The sequence below is a fragment of the Flagellimonas aquimarina genome (assembly GCF_003149745.1).
GTDB lineage: Bacteria > Bacteroidota > Bacteroidia > Flavobacteriales > Flavobacteriaceae > Flagellimonas > Flagellimonas aquimarina.
The window spans coordinates 37556-54412 of record NZ_QGEG01000001.1; the positions used below are offsets into that span (position 1 = coordinate 37556).

General features: G+C 38.9%; 12 protein-coding genes. 1 reads left to right on the forward strand and 11 read right to left on the reverse strand.

The annotated features are described in order from the left end of the window. Positions 1 to 43 precede the first annotated feature (43 nt). The 4 genes from DKG77_RS00175 to ruvB all read right to left on the reverse strand — a co-directional run bounded on the left by DKG77_RS00175 (position 44) and on the right by ruvB (position 6341). A complete protein-coding gene (locus tag DKG77_RS00175) occupies positions 44 to 2338 on the reverse strand; it encodes an NADP-dependent malic enzyme (protein ID WP_109659045.1) in 2295 nt (764 codons plus the stop codon). 117 nt (positions 2339 to 2455) lie between these two features. Beyond that, positions 2456 to 4174, reverse strand: coding sequence for a sodium:solute symporter (locus DKG77_RS00180; protein ID WP_109659047.1), 1719 nt, complete (start codon positions 4172 to 4174; stop codon positions 2456 to 2458). Between the two features lie 219 nt (positions 4175 to 4393). Then, positions 4394 to 5317, reverse strand: coding sequence for a tRNA epoxyqueuosine(34) reductase QueG (gene queG, locus DKG77_RS00185; RefSeq protein WP_109659049.1), 924 nt, complete (start codon positions 5315 to 5317; stop codon positions 4394 to 4396). 1 nt (position 5318) lies between these two features. Continuing rightward, the gene (ruvB, locus tag DKG77_RS00190) at positions 5319 to 6341 is read right to left on the reverse strand and encodes a Holliday junction branch migration DNA helicase RuvB (RefSeq protein WP_109659051.1); all 1023 of its coding nucleotides are present in this window, start codon (positions 6339 to 6341) and stop codon (positions 5319 to 5321) included. Between the two features lie 152 nt (positions 6342 to 6493). Between ruvB and DKG77_RS00195 the strand changes: the two genes are divergently transcribed. Then, positions 6494 to 8758 carry an acyl-CoA dehydrogenase family protein gene (locus DKG77_RS00195; protein ID WP_109659053.1) on the forward strand — a complete coding sequence of 755 codons (2265 nt, stop codon included), beginning with the start codon at positions 6494 to 6496 and terminating at the stop codon, positions 8756 to 8758. Between the two features lie 6 nt (positions 8759 to 8764). Here DKG77_RS00195 and DKG77_RS00200 read toward each other — a convergent pair whose 3' ends face one another. The 7 genes from DKG77_RS00200 to nrfD all read right to left on the reverse strand — a co-directional run bounded on the left by DKG77_RS00200 (position 8765) and on the right by nrfD (position 16845). Then, positions 8765 to 9589: a GIN domain-containing protein gene (locus DKG77_RS00200; protein ID WP_165819316.1), complete on the reverse strand. Its 825-nt coding sequence runs from the start codon at positions 9587 to 9589 to the stop codon at positions 8765 to 8767. Between the two features lie 114 nt (positions 9590 to 9703). Beyond that, a complete protein-coding gene (locus DKG77_RS00205) occupies positions 9704 to 11515 on the reverse strand; it encodes a cytochrome c oxidase subunit I (protein ID WP_109659057.1) in 1812 nt (603 codons plus the stop codon). Between the two features lie 39 nt (positions 11516 to 11554). After that, entirely contained in the window at positions 11555 to 12613 is a 1059-nt protein-coding gene (locus DKG77_RS00210) for a cytochrome c oxidase subunit II (protein ID WP_109659059.1), read from the reverse strand. A gap of 27 nt (positions 12614 to 12640) precedes the next feature. Then, entirely contained in the window at positions 12641 to 13996 is a 1356-nt protein-coding gene (locus DKG77_RS00215) for a quinol:cytochrome C oxidoreductase (protein ID WP_109659061.1), read from the reverse strand. 17 nt (positions 13997 to 14013) lie between these two features. Next, complete coding sequence (locus DKG77_RS00220) at positions 14014 to 14583, reverse strand: c-type cytochrome (protein ID WP_109661344.1); 570 nt, start codon at positions 14581 to 14583, stop codon at positions 14014 to 14016. Between the two features lie 4 nt (positions 14584 to 14587). Continuing rightward, on the reverse strand, positions 14588 to 15115 hold the full coding sequence (locus DKG77_RS00225; RefSeq protein WP_109659063.1) for a DUF3341 domain-containing protein: 528 nt from the start codon (positions 15113 to 15115) through the stop codon (positions 14588 to 14590). Between the two features lie 2 nt (positions 15116 to 15117). After that, positions 15118 to 16845, reverse strand: a complete 1728-nt coding sequence (nrfD, locus tag DKG77_RS00230; protein WP_109659065.1) for an NrfD/PsrC family molybdoenzyme membrane anchor subunit — start codon at positions 16843 to 16845, stop codon at positions 15118 to 15120. Positions 16846 to 16857: the final 12 nt, after the last annotated feature.

Below are 16857 nucleotides of genomic sequence, written 5' to 3' on the forward strand. Positions count from 1 at the left end.
GATTTAGTAGTTAGGTTTTGGGTAAAATCTTAATCTTGGCATGCTACTCTCCCATTTTTGCCTTTTTCCTTTTTTCCCGCTCTTGGGCATCTATAACAGCTACGGCAGCCATATTTACCATTTCATCTACACTGGCTCCAAGTTGCAGAATATGCGCTGGCCTGCGAAGACCAACCATAATTGGACCTATAGATTCTGCATTGTGCAATCCTTTTAGGAGTTTGTAGGTGATGTTGGACGAGTCTAAATTAGGGAATATCAAAGTATTTACTTTTTTCCCTTCTAGTTTAGAAAATGGAAAATTGTTGTGACATAATTCCTGACTCAATGCAAAATCGGTCTGAATTTCACCATCTACCACCAATTCTGGATTGCGTTCATGCAAAATCCTAACCGCCTCCCTTACTTTTTGCGCATTTGGATGGCTTGAAGACCCATAATTAGCATAAGATAACATCGCCATAACTGGGTTAAATCCAAATGTATTGGCTACATTGGCGGTCATCTGGGCTATTTCTGCCAAATCCTCTGCGCTTGGATCTACATTGATTGAAGTATCCGCTAAAAACAAAGGGCCCCTTTCAGTGATCATTATGTTAACGGTAGATGCATTTTTTACTCCTTTTGATCTACCCAATACTTCAAAAACAGGTTTCAAAACCTTCGGATATGATCTAGAATATCCAGAGATCATTCCATCAGCATCCCCTTCTTGAAGCATCATGGCGCCAAAGTAATTGCGCTTGCCCATATTTACATTAGCGCTGTATTTGGTTTCTCCTTTTCGCTTTCTAGATTCCCATAATTTAAGAGCATATCTGGTTCGCATATCTTTTGACTCATCAGAACGAGGATCTATGATCGGAACTTCCGCATCAAAATCCAACTCCTTTTTAAGACCCTCTATGGTCTCTTTGCTTCCTAACAAAATTGGTATGGCAATACCTTCATCGTACACAATCTGTGCTGCTTTCATCACATCTAATAATTCGGCCTCCGCAAAAACAATCCGTTTTGGGTTCAACCGAGCTCTATTGTGCATTAGGCGTACCACCTTATTATCGTTCCCAGATCTCTGGTATAAATCTTCCTCGTATTTCTTCCAGTCTTGAATAGGTGCTTTGGCAACTCCACTTTCTATTGCTGCTTTGGCAACTGCAGGTGGAATTTTGGTAATTAGTCTTGGATCAAAAGGTTTAGGAATTATATAATCTTTACCAAAAGTTAATCTTGTTGTATCATAAGCGATGTTAACTTGCTCTGGCACTGGTTCCCTTGTTAGGTCCGCCAGAGCCCTAACAGCTGCCATCTTCATTTCTTCATTGATTTTGGTCGCACGCACATCCAAAGCGCCCCTAAAAATGAAGGGGAATCCTAAAACATTATTTACCTGATTAGGGTGATCGGAGCGACCAGTAGCCATGATAATATCGTCTCTGGTCTTACAAGCTATATTATATTCTATTTCTGGATTGGGGTTTGCCATGGCGAAAACAATGGGGTCCTTAGCCATGGATTTAAGCATTTTTGGAGTTAAAATATTTGCTATGGACAACCCTATAAAAACATCTGCATCTTTTAGTGCTTCTTCCAGCGTATCTATCTTTCTGTTAGAAGCAAACTCCAGCTTTTCTTTGGATAGGTTTTCCCTATCACTTCGGATAACCCCCTTGCTATCCAACATTACAATATTCTCTCCACTAGCCCCAAATGCCTTATACAATCGTGTGCAAGAAACGGCGGCAGCACCTGCTCCGCTAACTACAATTTTAACCTCCTCAATTTTTTTTTGGGTAATCTCTAAAGCATTTAAAAGTGCCGCGGCAGAAATAATTGCCGTTCCGTGCTGGTCATCATGCATCACAGGAATATCTAGCTCTTCTTTGAGTCTTCGTTCGATCTCAAATGCTTCTGGTGCCTTAATATCTTCCAGATTGATTCCACCAAAGGTGGGAGCTATAGTTTTTACGGTCTCCACAAACTTGTCCACATCTGTAGTATCCAGTTCTATATCCATTCCATCGATATCCGCAAAAATCTTGAACAGAAGACTTTTTCCTTCCATAACTGGTTTCGAAGCTTCAGGACCTATATTACCAAGTCCCAAAACGGCAGTACCGTTTGAAATTACTGCAACAATGTTTCCTTTTGCCGTGTATTTATATACATCGTCCTTGTTCTTTTCAATCTCCAAACAAGGTTCTGCAACACCTGGTGAATAGGCAAGCGCCAAATCACGTTGTGTTGCATAGGGTTTGGTAGGAACAATTTTTATTTTACCTGGCTGGGGTTTAGCATGGTATAAAAGTGCTTCCCGACGTTGTTGTTCTTTGTTCATTTGTTACAATTGAAGCTGTAAATTTATAAGTTATTTGTTGGATTTAAGTCTACAATGTCCTTAAATAAAAAGACGCCAACAATTAGTGGCGTCCATTTACATATTTCTAATCCATGATTACCAAAAGTAACCAACTATAATTGACGTTACTACTAGCAATATAACAGCCAAATATCTATAGTTTTTATACCAAGGCAATGCTTTTAACTCTTCCGTTTCTTCAGTAAACATCTCTTTCTTGTAGGTATACTCCGCTACTTTTTGGGCATCTGGCTGTCCAGTAGCTAAACTGACCACTACATGTGTTATCACACTTATCACAAATAAAAGATTTGCTTTAGCTAGAAAATGAAACTCATTTATGTAAGGCGAAATATCATAGCTTGCAGATAGTATCATAAAAACAGCCGCCGCACCACCGATCAATAAACTCACAAAAGCTCCTGTAGCATTTGCCCTCTTCCAAAACAGTCCAAGAATAAATGCCGAAACAACTGGTGGACTTGTAAAGGCTATCACCAATTGAAGGTAGCCCCAAAGTGAATCGCTCACTCTTTCAATAAAAGGCACCCATGCTGAAGCGAGAACAACCAATATCAAAGTAGCTATTTGTCCAGCTCTAACCAATTGCTTACTGGTCATTTCTGGGCGTAATTGTTTCACAAAATCCATAGTTATAAGAGTAGAAGCCGAATTGAATGTTGCCGAGACAGATGACATCATAGCGGCCAATAGACCTGCTACCACTAAACCTAAAATACCGGTAGGCAAAAGCTGAAACAATAATACCGGATAAGTAAGGTTAGGGCAGTCCACTAAATTCTCGCACATATTTCCATCTGGTAGAGGATAGTTTAAGTTTGAAATATCCAGCGAACTGAACAATAAAAGTGCTAACACTCCAGGCACCACCATAATGAATATTACTGGAAGTTTTAATAATCCAGCAAATAAAGCACCCCAACGCCCATGGTTTAAATCTTTGGCACCAAGTACCCGTTGAACCATGAACTGGTTATTGGCCCAAAAATAGAATCCCAAAAGCGGAACTCCTGTTAAAAGTCCCCACCAAGGCATAAACTCATCATTATTTGGGCGAACCAAACTAAAGACTTCTCCAGAGTTGGATGGAATGTATTTGCCTTCTGCAGCACGATCGCCAAAATTGACATCTCCCGAGGCCAAGGCGGCATCTAATTTAGACATCATACCACTCCAACCTCCACCAAGCTCATCAAAGGCGAAATAAGTGAGGAAACACGAACCTATAATTAAAAGTACTGCTTGAATCACTTCTGTTTGAATAACCGAGTTCAACCCTCCAGGAATTGTATAGGCAGCTGCGGCCACAGCTAATCCAATAATAATATAAGTTGAATCTACATCAGGAAACAATAGTTTTAGTACAATGCTCCCAACATAAAGACCTGCCGCAGTATCCACCAATACATTACCTACTATAGTTATTAGAGAAAAATAATATCTAGATCTTTTATCATAGCGTCTTTGCATAAATTCAGGCATGGTATACACTCCTGATTTTAAATAAAATGGTAAGAAAAAGATTGAGAAGAAAATTAAGATTACAACTGCATACCATTCATAATTGTAAACATTCACATTGGTTTGAAAACCATCTGAAGCCAACCCTACTAAAGTGGAACTTGAAATGTTAGCAGAAAAAAGCGCAATCCCAACGATGGGCCACGTCATTGTTCTACCTCCTAAAAAATAGTCTTCTGAACTACTTCTTTTTGATTTTGATATTCCGTAAATAATGATTCCTACCAGATATACCAGAATCACAACAATATCCAAAGTCTGTAATCCACTCATGGTTTTTCTTGATTTAGTTAGTTAATTTAAGTTTAGTTAGTTTACGCCCTTGATTCTGAATTTAATGACTCAATTATTTTGATTATAACAAATTTAGCGGCCAGTTTTTGAGAAAATCATAGTATGCATAACTACCAATATAGTATTTTTAATTTTTCCTTAAAAAAAACTTAACATCAAATGACCATCAGGGCTCAGCGAAATCGTTGTAGTTGGTTCTTAGGGTTTTAAAAAATTGATATTTCGTTGTAAACCAGAGAATTTGGTACGTTTTACGGCAGATTTTTTGAATATTTTTTTGAATACATCTTCAGTTATTTCCTCCCAGTCTTTTTTGGTCATGGAGAGTAACTCAGGGGTAGGATTGAACAATGGTTCGCTATGTTTTTTTGAAAAACGGTTCCACGGACAAACATCTTGGCAAACATCACATCCAAACATCCAATCATCAAATTTTCCATGAAACTCGTTCGGAATTTCATTCTTTAATTCAATGGTAAAATAGGATATGCACTTACTCCCATCCACAACGTAAGGTTCAACAATCGCATCGGTTGGGCAGGCATCAATGCAAGCGGTACACGTGCCACAGTGATCCGTGACGGGAGCATCATAATCCAACTCCAAATCAATAATCAACTCAGCAATAAAATAAAACGAGCCTACTTGCTGTGTCAATAAATTACTATGTTTCCCTATCCAGCCCAGACCACTTTTGGCAGCCCATGCTTTATCCAAGACTGGAGCAGAATCTACAAAGGCTCTTCCATGAACCGCTCCTATTTCTTCTTGAATAAATTGCAATAGGTCTTTGAGCTTATCTTTTATTACGAAGTGATAATCCGTACCGTAGGCATATTTTGAAATCTTGTAGGAATCAATATTTTGTTCATTGGATGGATAGTAGTTCAGTAACAACGAGATTACAGATTTTGAGCCCTCAACCAGTTTGGTAGGGTCCAACCGTTTGTCAAAATGGTTTTCCATATACTGCATTTCTCCGTGCATGTTCTGGTTAAGCCATTTTTCCAGTCTTGGAGCCTCTTCTTCCAAAAATTCAGCCTTGGAAACTCCACAAGACAAAAAACCGAGGCGTTTCGCTTCGGTTTTAATAAGTTCTGTATGAACCGTTTTTGAATTCAAATTAAAACAGACCTCCTTGTGTTCCGTCCTTAATTCTCCCTAAGTGTTTATAAGCAAGCTCAGTGACTTCTCGGCCACGAGGGGTGCGCATAATAAACCCCTGCTGGATCAAGAATGGCTCGTAGACTTCTTCAATGGTTTCCGCACTTTCGGAAACCGCGGTTGCCAAAGTTGTAATACCAACAGGCCCTCCTTTAAATTTATCAATGATTGTACTTAAGATTTTATTGTCCATTTCATCCAAACCATGGGCATCTACATTCAAAGCTTTTAAACTAAACTTTGAAATATCCATATCTATATTGCCGTCCCCTTTTATTTGGGCAAAATCCCTTACCCTTCTCAATAGCGCATTACAGATTCTTGGCGTGCCCCTACTTCTACCAGCTATTTCAATAGCAGCATCGTTGGTAATGGGTACTTTTAAAATATCTGCACTTCTTTCAACAATGGTGGACAATAGTTCTGTATTATAATATTGCAATCTACTTTGTATACCAAATCGTGCTCTCATGGGTGCCGTCAACAAACCTGAACGTGTGGTAGCTCCAATTAATGTAAATGGGCTTAAATTAATTTGAACGGTTCTGGCGTTGGGGCCTGTTTCGATCATGATATCAATCTTGTAATCTTCCATGGCAGAATACAAATATTCTTCCACGATAGGACTCAAACGATGAATTTCATCAATGAACAAAACATCTCTTTCTTCCAAATTGGTCAACAGTCCTGCCAAATCGCCGGGCTTGTCCAGCACTGGACCAGAAGTAATCTTTATGCCCACTCCCAGCTCATTTGCTAAAATATGGGCAAGTGTAGTTTTTCCTAGACCCGGTGGGCCATGAAACAAAGTATGATCAAGGGCCTCTCCACGAAGGTTAGCGGCTTGCACAAAAATCTTCAAATTCTCCAAAACCTGCTCCTGACCAGTAAAATCATCAAAGGTTATAGGCCTTAGAGCTCTTTCAATATCAAGTTCTTCTTGAGAGAAATTCTCAGGTGTAGGATCTAGATTTTCATTCATATCCCAACAAATATAGTTGAAAACGGAATGTGCTAGAAACCATTTGCTGTAAAATCATAGCGTCTAAAGATTCAATGATCAATCTTAAAAATCTAAATCTTAAATTAGATACGTCAAAGAAAAAAGACGCAATTTCTTCAACTTAAATCTTTATGGTTAAATCTGATTACACAATAGGCATTTTACAATACATCCCTTTTTTTTACATCATCTGGTCAGATGACCTTCTTTCAGCCTCAGAAACGGACGTCGTTAAAAAAACCATTGAGCAAGATTCAACTCTTGACCCAGGTGAAAAAAAACAACTTTCACTTTGGTTGGACCGTAAAAACCCTCCTGAAAATGTAGAATTCAAACGTTGGAAACATGCGATAACAAATTCAAAGGTTAAGTTGATAGAAAGTGATACTTACCCATTGGCATCGTTAAGCCAACGTTTGGGGAGTTTATACTGTGAAAATTGCGATTTCAATGACCATTTAAAGCATATTGAAATAAATTTAGGGATTCAGCCAAATCATTATAACCATTTATTCGATGTTGAAGTCATACATCATAAAACGTCTAATTTTTATGATGCCAAGGTGCTCGATGGTATTTTAAAAGGGTTACATACTAAGGCCGTTGATGATTTTCGGGATTTTCTGGACCAGTCCATTTTTCATTGGGATGTGCTAAGAAACAAGGAGGATTTTAGAGGAAAAGTATTGGAACAAGTTCAACTCTTAGGCAATAAAGGTTATGGTGCTATGGCTTACGGCCCTGAATATGGGGGAACTAGCAATATGCCGGCCTATGGAGCCATTTTTGAACATCTTATGTTCGTTGACGGAAGTCTTGCTGTGAAATTTGGGGTTCAATTTGGGCTTTTTGGTGGCAGTATACAAAAGTTGGGCACTGAAAAACATCATACCAAATATCTAATGGATACCGGAAAAGCCAGGCTATTAGGTTGTTTTGCAATGACAGAAACAGGACATGGGTCCAATGTGAGAGGCATAAAAACTACGGCTACGTATGAGCAAGAAACCGACTCCATAATCATTCATACCCCAGGACCGAATGACAACAAGGAATACATTGGCAATGCTTTGCATTCAACCATGGCATCTGTTTTTGCACAGTTGATTGTGGACGGTGAAAATAAGGGTGTACATGCCATTTTGGTTCCTCTACGAGATGAAAACAATTCTGTATTGGAAGGCATCAACATTGAAGACAACGGATACAAGCTTGGTCTGAATGGTGTGGATAACGGGAAAATCTGGTTTAACCAAGTCAAAGTTCCGCGTGAAAACCTGTTGGATAAATATGGAGAGATTGGAGCTGATGGCCGCTATTCTTCTGCCATAAAAAATCCGAACAAGCGTTTTTTTACGATGCTAGGCACGTTGGTCGGTGGTCGTATCTGCGTTGCCAAAGGAGCTGTTGGCGGTGCAAAGATGGCATTGGCGATAGCTGTTAAGCATGCATTGAGCAGAAGACAATTTAATGACAGTATTAAGATCCAGGAAGATCTTATCATGGATTACCCCACCCATCAATTACGACTTACTCCTGCTATAGCTAGCGCTTATGTCTATCATGTTACTTTGGAGGAAATGATGAAGCGATACAGTGACGATTCTCAACCTGATAAAAGAAAAATTGAAACCCAAGTAGCTGGTCTAAAATCCATCATCACATGGTTCGCGAACGATACCATTCAAGAGTGCAGGGAAGCTTGTGGCGGAAAAGGATATTTGTTGGAAAATAGAATTGCCAATTTAAAAGGCGATGTGGACATATTTACCACTTTTGAGGGGGATAACAATGTTCTATTACAATTGGCAGCAAAGGGAGTTTTATCAGATTTTAAAGCTGAGTTTAATAGTGCGGGCTTCACTTCGGTTTTAAAATTGTTGCGAAGTCAACTTGCAGACAAGCTAAGTACCATTAACCCTGTTTACTCTAATAAAGTGGATAAGGAACATTTGTATAATCCAAAATTTCATAGGCATGCCTTTAATTATAGAACCCGAAGGCTTACCTATACCTTGGCCATGCGAATTAGAAGCTATATAAAAAAGGGTGTTCCATCTTACCAAGCCTTTTTAAAAGTCCAAACCCATTTGTTAGCTTTAGGCAAGGCCTATAGTGTAGAATTGGCATATCATGTATTTAATGAATTCTGCTCCTCCATAACGGATGAAAAACACAAAATCCTATTGAAAAAGTTAGGAACACTTTACGCCCTTAACCAGCTTTATAATGATGCTGGATGGTATTTGGAGCAAGGATATTTTAGCGGAACAAAATCTAAAGCCATTAGACAAAGAGTGGAGCGTTTATCTACAGAACTACGACCACATATAGAAGTATTGGTTGATGGATTTGGAATTCCAGAGCATTGTATTACTGCTCCTATTGCCAAATAGGAAAAATCACTCCACCTTCTTGATGAGCTGTGAAGTATCCAAAAACTCCAGAACGGTAATCTTAGGGTTACCGTAAAGGTAGATTCTAGCATTTCCTTTGGCACTAAGTTCCAAATCTCTATATGCATATATGCGGGCATTTGCTGCATTCTCCAGTCTGGCCTTAACTGTCCCCGCTTCCATTTTCTCGCCTTTGAACTTTGCGTTTCCTGTTAGGTCCACCTCCGTTCTATCTGAAGTACCTTCATAGGTTAAAGATCCATTCCCTTCCAAATCAACTAGACTTACTTCATTTACAGAGTAGATATATGCCTCTGCCCTATTGTTCAAGCCTATATTCAGTGAATCTACATCAACATTAAAGTCGCCTTTACTGGTATCTTCTAGGTTAATGTCCATTACTGCTGCATTTGCTTTAATATCCAACCTTGCATTGGCAAAACCATCTATAAACAACTCATCACTGCTTATAATATCGTTTGAAACAATACTGCCCTCCTTAACTGTAATAGCCCTAAGTTCAGTGTAATTTATGGTGATATCAAATTGCTTTTTGGCAGTAACATCATAAAATGAGGTTATTACCAATGTGCTGTCTTCTACTTTGAATTTTAAAATATCTATTAGATTATCATCAGCCACAATTTCATATCCTGGGCCAAATGATTTTTTTAATACAATATCCAGATTATCATTAAGTTGAATTGAATTAAAGGCAGGTAGTTCTTGGTTAACTTCTGTAACGATTCGGCTTCCTTTTATTTTAGGCTTGCGTTGTGCTATTAGCGTTATATGGCTCAACAATAAAAGTAGTATTACAAGATTTTTCACTAGTATTGGATTTAAGGTTCTTAAAGATATTACAATTACGGATAACAATTGTTGTACCAAAGACCGCAAACAAAAAACCCATCCGAATGGGATGGGCTTGTTTTATTTAAAATCTTAGTGGTTGAGTTCTTCCTCGTTATCCTGAAGTGGAATGTTCTGTGGAACAAAATCTTGCCCTGGGATAATATATTCACCGTTTTCATACGTCTTACTATAATCGTAAGCCCAACGGTGTACGTGAGGAATCTCACCAGGCCAATTTCCGTGCATATGTTCTTGCGGAGCTGTCCATTCCAATGTATTGGAACTCCATGGGTTCTGTGGACCCCTCTTTCCGTAATATATACTTCTTACAAAATTGTATACAAAAACCAATTGCGCCGCTCCTGCTATAAGTGCGAATACGGTCATCAATACTTGCACGTTGGTCAACTCATCAAACATTGGAAATGCGGTGTTTTCATAGTAACGTCTTGGTACTCCGGCCATACCTACAAAGTGCATTGGAAAGAAGATTCCATAGGCACAGATTGCCGTAATCCAAAAATGCACATAACCCAAGTTTTTGTTCATCATTCTACCTTGGAACATTTTAGGGAACCAATGGTATACCCCAGCAAAAAGTCCATACAGCGCAGAAATACCCATTACTAAATGGAAGTGGGCTACAACAAAGTAGGTATCATGAACATTTATATCCAAAGTACTATCCCCAAGGATAATACCTGTAAGACCTCCAGATATAAAGGTAGAAACAAGACCTATCGAGAATAACATACCAGGATTGAGCTGTAGATTTCCTTTCCACAGGGTTGTAATATAGTTGAAGGCCTTTACCGCTGACGGAATTGCAATCAATAATGTTGTAAATGTAAATACAGAGCCCAAGAATGGATTCATACCTGAGATGAACATATGGTGACCCCATACAATCGTAGATAAGAACGCAATAGCTAAAATAGAAGCTACCATGGCTCTATAGCCAAATATGGGTTTCCTTGCATTGGTCGACATTACTTCTGAAGTAATTCCTAAAGCAGGCAGTAAAACGATATAAACCTCTGGATGACCCAAGAACCAAAATAAATGTTCGAATAATACGGGTGAGCCTCCTTGGTAATGCAACACCTCTCCTTGAATAAAAATATCCGATAGGAAGAATGAAGTTCCAAAACTTCTATCCATAATCAGCAGTAAAGCTGCAGAAAGTAATACTGGAAAAGATATTACACCTATAATAGCCGTAACAAAAAATGCCCAAATCGTCAATGGCAGACGTGTCATAGACATTCCTTTGGTTCTTAAATTGATTACCGTGACAATATAATTTAAGGAACCCAATAAAGACGAAGCAATGAATATTGCCATGGATACCAGCCATAAGGTCATACCCATACCAGAACCAGGTTGTGCCATTGGCAATGAGCTCAATGGGGGATAAATGGTCCAACCTGCTGCTGCCGGTCCAGCTTCAACAAACAATGAAATTACCATGATTACAGCAGATACAAAGAACATCCAAAAAGAAAGCATGTTCAAGAAACCAGATGCCATATCACGAGCGCCTATTTGCAACGGAATCAATAGGTTACTAAAAGTACCACTCAATCCTGCCGTCAACACAAAGAACACCATAATGGTCCCATGCATTGTAATCAGTGCCAAGTACATATCAGCATCCATGACACCCTCCGGAGCCCATTTGCCTAGAAAGGCTTCAAATACTGAAAATGATTCTCCAGGCCAGGCCAATTGCATTCTAAACAACAATGACATTGCAATTCCTATAAAACCCATAACCAAAACACCAGTAATAAGATATTGCTTGGCAATCATCTTATGGTCTTGACTAAAGATATATTTGGTTACAAACGTTTCTTTATGATGATGTCCATGATCTTCATGTCCGTGTTCAGTAGCTGACATAATCTTTTTAAATTTTTATTATAGTTCTTTTCCTAGCCTTTATTCAACAGGTGCAACAGTTTGTGTAAATGTTGTCTGTTCAGCAATCCATTTATTGTACTCTTCCTCTGTTTCCACTACAATCTTCATTTGCATGTTATAATGGGATTTTCCACAGATTTTGTTACATAATAGGATATAATCAAACTCCCATGGCTCTGAATTCGGTTTTCCTTCTGCCGCTCGCTTTGCGCGTATGGCATTGGTCCTTTTCACTTTATCCACCACGTCTGGATTCAATCGCATTTCTTCTGTTGTTATTGTAGGAGTAAATGAGAATTGAGTAATCATGCCGGGCACACAGTTCATTTGAGCCCTAAAATGAGGCATGTATGCTGAGTGGAGTACATCTTGGGAACGCATCATAAAGTTTACTTTACGACCAACTGGCAAGTGAAGTTCTTTTGTGATTACATCATCGGCAGCATTAGGGTCTGATTCATCCAAACCAAGAACATTTGCTCTATCAATATCTATTAAACGTACACTTGCATCTCCTAAAACATTATCCTCTCCACCATAACGTGCTGTCCAATTAAACTGTTGGGCATATAACTCTACAATTAATGGATCATCTTCATCATTTACATCCATGATGTTTGTCCATGTATATAGTCCCCATAGAATTAAACCAGCAAGTACAATTACCGGTATAATGGTCCATATAAACTCTAAGCGGTCATTATCAGCGAAGAAAAGTGCTTTCTTGCCTTTCTCTCCTCTATACTTATATCCAAAATAGTGCAATAAGGCTTGCGTAATGGTCTGCACAAAAAAGATGATGGCAAATGACACCCACATGAGTTGGTCATATTCACCCCCATGCGCCGATGAGGCTTCTGGAAGCAACATCTTAGAATATTTTGCAAAACTAAATATGGTAATTCCGTAGATAAAAATCAGGAATCCAAATAACAAATAACCATTGTACTTATTATCTGAATCTGTGGCTATCTCCGTGTTTTCTGATTTTAGTTGGGACAATTCAAAAATCTTGGTCATTTGCCAGATTGCGATTGCCACCAGTACTAAAACAGTAAATGTTAATAATGCAGTCATTGTATATCTTTCTAAGCCTTAATCGTATTAATAATGAAATTGTCTACTTTCCTCAATAAATGGATTGCGCTTTGGTTGTAAAGGTTGTTTTGTAAGCGTGTTGAACACCCAGTATACAAACAGTCCTCCAAAAAACAATATTCCTCCAATTTCAGGTACTCCAATGTACCATTGGTCACCAACCGTAGCTGGCATGATCATATTGAAAACATCCATGTAGTGTCCAAAGAGCACTACAATGCCAGCCATGATAACAAACCAATTTACCCTTTTGTAATCACTGTTCATCAATACCAATAGTGGGAATATAAAGTTCATTGCCAGCATTCCAAAGAACGGTAATTGATAATCCTCTATTCTTGTAATGAAATACGTTACTTCTTCTGGGATGTTGGCGTACCATATTAACATAAATTGAGAAAACCATAAATATGTCCAGAAAATACTGATACCGAACATGAATTTGGCCAAATCGTGAATATGGCTATCGTTAACATCTTCTAAATGGCCTTTGGATTTTAGGTAAATAGCAACCATTGCAATTACCGTTATTCCAGAGACAAACATACTTGCAAACACATACCATCCAAACAACGTACTGAACCAGTGTGGGTCAACGCTCATTATCCAATCCCAAGACATCATGGATTCTGTAATCAAATAGAACACCAAGAAAGCGGCAGAGATTCTGAAATTTAATTTAAAGTTTGAGTTGTCATCCGACTCATCTTGTGCCAAGGAAAGTTTTCTGGAATACTCGCGATAGAAAATCCAACCCCCCAAAAAGATAGCTGCTCGGATCAAAAAGAATGTAGGATTTAAATACCCTGCTTTTCCTTGCAATAATTTATCATGTGCAACAACATCAGCATCCATCCAAACAAACATGTGGTTCATGTGCAATACGGAAAGCAACAAAATAACAAATACAATTATTCCACCAGGCACCAAATATGCAGTAATACCTTCCATAACCCGGAACAAAAGGGGCGACCAACCAGCTTGTGCTGCTCGTTGAATTGCATAAAAGGCCAACACACCCAACGATATCATAAAAAAGAAAAAGGCAGCTACATACAATGCAGACCAAGGTCTATTTTGCAATTGGTGCAACAAATGCTCATCATGTGACGCATCATGCCCTTCATCATGTGAAGCTTGAGCTCCATGCCCATCTTTTTCTGCATGGCTATCGGCTGTGGCTTCATGTGAAGCTTCTTCGCCGTGCCCTCCTCCGTGACCATCATCATGTGCCGAGGCTACCATTGCCTTAGCTTCTTCCACAGTACTGGGAGCGGATAAAAAACCTGTTGCTAAACAAATCAATCCAACTGCCATTGCAATGAAAGATCCTATTTTTAGTCTGTTTGAAAACGTGTACATAGTATACTCTTATCCAATTATTTTGTTAGGTCTTCCTTTAATTTCATTACGTACTCGGACACTTGCCACATCTCTTCTTCATTAGCAAATTGAGACGCATAAGAACCCATTGAGTTTAATCCGTAATAAATTGTATGATATGTGCTACCTACAGTGATCTTACGTGCAACATCTGCATAGCTAGGAACACCCAATATCTTTTCTCTTTTCACCAAAGTGCCTTGCCCTTTACCTTTTGGTCCATGACAAATTGCACAATAGATATCGTATAGTTCTTTTCCTGTTGCCAAATTGGCCTCACTTTGCAATGAATCCAATGGACTCACATCTAATCTTGCTAAATCTTTCCCCGCAGGAGTATTCTCAAATTTATATGGCATATATCCTCTAGGGATCGTATTTTCTGCAGGAAGCATAGCTTCTGTCCCATTTGGAAACAATCCATTATCAACTCCCTGATAGGTTTCGTATCCAACAGGTTCATACATATTGGGCATATACTGGTAGTTTGGACTGTTCTTGTCAGCGCAAGCTGCAATAGACAGGACCAAAACTAAGACAACACCTATTTTACCTAAATGCTTCATATTTTTATGACTCCTTTTCTGTAACATTTATTTCCACAGCTCCTGTATCCCACAACAAAGCGGTAAGCTCTTTTTCATTATTGTGAACTCCTATTTCCATTAAAAAATGGTCATCTGTAGTTCTTACATCTGGGTTTTCCGCTTTCTTGAATGGCCACATTTTACTTCTTAAATAGAATGTAATAACCATTAAGTGGGCCGCGAAGAACACCGTTAATTCAAACATAATTGGCACAAAGGCAGGCATGTTTTCCATATAGGAAAAACTTGGTTTACCACCAATGTCCTGAGGCCAATCATCAATCATGATATAATTCATCATTACGATGGCTACAGTAAGCCCCAAACAACCGTACATAAAAGAAGTGATTGCGATGCGGGTATCTTCCAGACCCAATGCCTTATCTAAACCATGTACTGGAAAAGGGGTATATACTTCCTCAATATGATGGTGTTCTGCTCTTACCTTCTTTACGGCATGCATCAACACATCATCATCAGTATAAAGTGCATGTATAACTTTTGATGCCATAACTATTTTTTAGCGTTTAATTTTTTTGCTTGTCCTGCCCAATCATCACGTTGCGCCCTTCCTGGGAAGGAACCGGTAATAGAATCCAACAGGTCATATTCTTTTTCGGTCATTTTACTCACTTGTGCGAACGTAAAAATTCCTATCTGGTTCAAGGTTTGTTCCATTTGAGGCCCAATACCTTTTACTTTTTTCAAATCATCAGCAGTCTCGGTATCAGCATCAAACACACCAATGGTATCCAACAGTGAAGAAACCTTCTTTTCATCAGCCCCGCCTTTTTCTGCTTTAGGAGCCTTTTCTTTCTTTGTATCACCTTTTTTGGCGGGCATTTCATACAAAGGTTTTCCAGCGTCCCTTAGCTTTTTGTACTTCTCCCCTGAAGCTTTCAAAATTGATTTAACCTCTGCCTGCGCAATTACAGGGAACGTTCTTGAATATAAGAGGAACAGTACAAAGAAGAATCCTATGGTACCGATAAATATTCCAATATCTACAAATGTTGGAGAGAACATGGTCCAAGAAGACGGCAAATAATCTCTATGGAGCGAGGTCACAATAATAACAAATCGCTCAAACCACATTCCAATGTTTACCACAATTGAGATAAAGAATGAGAACATGATACTGGTACGTAATTTTTTGAACCACATGAACTGTGGCGAAAACACATTACAAGTCATCATAGACCAATAAGCCCACCAGTAAGGTCCTGTTGCCCTATTTAAGAATGCATATTGCTCATATTCAACTCCTGAATACCAAGCAATGAACAGCTCTGTAATATAAGCACAACCGACTATAGAACCTGTAATCATGATTACAATGTTCATCAATTCTATATGTTGAACAGTAATATAGGCTTCAAGGCTGCACACTTTTCTCATGATAATGAGCAAGGTGTTTACCATGGCAAATCCAGAGAAAATCGCCCCTGCAACAAAGTATGGTGGAAATATAGTGGTATGCCATCCTGGAATTACTGAAGTGGCAAAGTCAAAAGATACAATGGTATGCACAGAAAGTACAAGTGGTGTTGCCAAACCTGCCAAAACCAATGAAACCTCCTCAAAACGTTGCCAGTCTTTGGCTCTACCGGTCCATCCAAAACTCAACAAGCTATAAATCTTCTTCTGAAAAGGTTTAACAGCTCTATCGCGGATCATTGCAAAATCCGGCAACAAACCTGTCCACCAGAATACCAATGAAACAGATAGATAGGTTGAAATTGCAAATACATCCCAAAGCAATGGTGAATTAAAGTTTACCCACAACGAACCAAATTGGTTTGGAATTGGTAATACCCAATAAGCCAACCAAGGACGACCCATGTGAATGATTGGGAACAATCCTGCCTGAATTACCGAAAATATGGTCATCGCTTCTGCAGAACGGTTAATTGCCATTCTCCATTTTTGTCTAAACAAAAGCAATACTGCAGAAATCAGTGTTCCTGCATGACCAATACCTACCCACCAAACAAAGTTTGTAATATCCCAGGCCCAGTTAACCGTCTTATTAAGACCCCAAACTCCAATACCTGTGGAAATGGTATAAATGATACATCCTAGACCCCAAAGGAATGCAACCAAAGCAATGGTAAATACAATCCACCAATGTTTGTTGGCCTTCCCCTCAACAGGAGCTGCGATATCCACGGTAACGTCATGGTATCCTTTATCTCCAAGTACTAAGGGCTTTCGAATAGGTGCTTCGTAATGCGACGCCATAATTTATCTTCT

Excerpts from the sequence above, each read along its gene's own strand:
- DKG77_RS00175 (WP_109659045.1), bottom strand. The coding sequence starts at position 2,338 with ATGAACAAAGAACAACAACGTCGGGAAGCACTTTTATACCATGCTAAA.
- DKG77_RS00180 (WP_109659047.1), bottom strand. The coding sequence starts at position 4,174 with ATGAGTGGATTACAGACTTTGGATATTGTTGTGATTCTGGTATATCTG.
- ruvB (WP_109659051.1), bottom strand. The coding sequence starts at position 6,341 with ATGAATGAAAATCTAGATCCTACACCTGAGAATTTCTCTCAAGAAGAA.
- DKG77_RS00195 (WP_109659053.1), top strand. The coding sequence starts at position 6,494 with ATGGTTAAATCTGATTACACAATAGGCATTTTACAATACATCCCTTTT.
- DKG77_RS00205 (WP_109659057.1), bottom strand. The coding sequence starts at position 11,515 with ATGTCAGCTACTGAACACGGACATGAAGATCATGGACATCATCATAAA.
- DKG77_RS00210 (WP_109659059.1), bottom strand. The coding sequence starts at position 12,613 with ATGACTGCATTATTAACATTTACTGTTTTAGTACTGGTGGCAATCGCA.
- DKG77_RS00215 (WP_109659061.1), bottom strand. The coding sequence starts at position 13,996 with ATGTACACGTTTTCAAACAGACTAAAAATAGGATCTTTCATTGCAATG.
- DKG77_RS00220 (WP_109661344.1), bottom strand. The coding sequence starts at position 14,583 with ATGAAGCATTTAGGTAAAATAGGTGTTGTCTTAGTTTTGGTCCTGTCT.
- DKG77_RS00225 (WP_109659063.1), bottom strand. The coding sequence starts at position 15,115 with ATGGCATCAAAAGTTATACATGCACTTTATACTGATGATGATGTGTTG.
- nrfD (WP_109659065.1), bottom strand. The coding sequence starts at position 16,845 with ATGGCGTCGCATTACGAAGCACCTATTCGAAAGCCCTTAGTACTTGGA.